At 67.9% G+C, this 1,697-nt stretch carries 1 protein-coding gene and 1 pseudogene; one reads left to right on the top strand and one right to left on the bottom strand.

Annotation, left to right across the window (positions count from 1 at the left end; genetic code table 11):
- Nucleotides 1-105: 105 nt before the first annotated feature.
- Nucleotides 106-573, bottom strand: a complete 468-nt coding sequence (locus JNW87_RS38430) for a hypothetical protein (RefSeq protein ID WP_146230982.1) — start codon at nt 571-573, stop codon at nt 106-108.
- Between the two features lie 485 nt (nt 574-1,058).
- On the opposite strand from JNW87_RS38430, the pseudogene JNW87_RS38425 reads away from it, so the two are divergent.
- A pseudogene (locus JNW87_RS38425) lies at nt 1,059-1,598 on the top strand (IS630 family transposase); the annotation flags it as partial.
- Between the last annotated feature and the right edge of the window lie 99 nt (nt 1,599-1,697).

Genomic DNA, 1,697 nt, shown 5'->3' with positions numbered 1-1,697 from the left:
AATCGCCCGAGCGGCTTGCTTGAGCCGTGTGCCGCGACGAGTTGCACGCACGGTTCTGAGGGGGCCCCGGCGCAGCAATGCGCCGGGGCTACCCGACTGCGTCGCCTATGGCGTGGAGGGAACGACGAGGCTGTGGGAGTAGACCGTGTTGGTGCCTGCCGCGGCCGTATCGGCCGGCACCGAGTAAGAGATCAAGATTGTGCCCACCACGAGCGCGATGGCGCCCACGGCCCAACCGATGAGCGGGCCCAGGCCGACGCCGCGGTCACCACGCAAGACCAGCCAACCGCCCGCCAGGACACAGCCGGCGAACAGCGCCAGTTGAAAAAGGATTACGAGACAATCCACCATGAACAATGAGTCGGGAGTTGCGTGGTAGATGAACGTGTAGCAGGAAACGAGCCACAGGCCGCTTGCGGGTAGGTGGCCGACAACCGCGATGCCGATACCGGCGCTGACCCGCCCGCGCCGGATTGGCGCCGGGCGTGCCAGCGGCTCTGGCGGCAACCGTGGCGCCTCGGGCAACGATCCCGTCCACTGCGGATCGGATGATGACGGAGATGGGGCGGCCATCACAAGGATCCTCGAGCGCTGCGTGCTGGCGCATGCCAGGCTGTGCGAGCGCACGTGAGGATCCGGAGCATGGCACGGAGACTACGCGGAGCCAGCGTGGTCGGCCGCCTCTCCGCCGTGCCGCCCGGCGCACGCCCCATCAACGACGGTTGGTCCCCGGTGCCAAGCTCGGGGGCGAACCGCCGTTGCTGCACAGCCCGGAGGTGGTCGACGGCCTTCGCCGGGCCAGCGCGCCCTGCCTTCTCATCGGCGGTACGGGCGACAGCAGCTGGCGTCCCGGCCTCGCCCGGGAGTTGTCGCCGCATGTACTTGAAGTAGAGGGTGGCGATCACCGACTCCGCGGCCGGGACCGCTTGCCATGTCGGCGGCGGTGCTGGGCGAGATGGCTACGGCGGTAGAGGAGTTCCTTGACCAGGTTCTATGGCCCGCACCGAGCGCTAGTGTTCTGTCTCAGAAATAGGTAGCCAGTTGGTACGATGCTGGTCGTGAGTCGTACCGCTGCACCGTTGGTGCTCGATCCAGGCCAGCGTGAACTGCTGGAGTCCCTGGCGAAGTCGCGGACCGCGGAGCACCGTCTGGTCCAGCGGGCGCAGGTGCTGCTGCACGCGGCCGACGGGGTGTCGAACACCGACATCGCCGTGCTGGCCGGGGTGACCCGGATGACGGTGCGGGCGTGGCGGGCGGAGTTCGCCGAGCGTGGGCTCGCCGACCTGGGCAAGGTGGCGGCGGGTCGGGGCCGCAAGCCGTCGATCCCGCAAGCCGTGATCGACCAGATCGTGGAACTGACGCTGCATTCGCGGCCCGAGGGAGCCACGCATTGGTCGTGCCGGTCGATGGCGGCCAAGGTCGGCGTGTCGAAGGCCACCGTGCAGCGGGTGTGGGACGCGCGGGGGCTCAAGCCGCACCTGGTGGAGACGTTCAAGCTGTCGAACGACAAGCGGTTCGAGGAGAAACTCGTTGACGTCGTGGGCTTGTACCTGAACCCGCCGGACAAGGCGGTGGTCTTGTGCATGGACGAGAAATCGCGTGCGCCACGAGGCGCTGATGTTGCCGTGCAGGAGGAAGTGCCTGCCGCCGGTCATCGCAGTGAACGGTAGAAGCTGAGGGCAGGCTGATCCCCGGGT

The organism is Micromonospora sp. ATA51 (assembly GCF_016802855.1).
Lineage (GTDB): Bacteria > Actinomycetota > Actinomycetes > Mycobacteriales > Micromonosporaceae > Micromonospora > Micromonospora sicca.
Note: the sequence above shows the minus strand (reverse complement) of the source record. Positions and strands in the feature narration are given on the sequence as shown.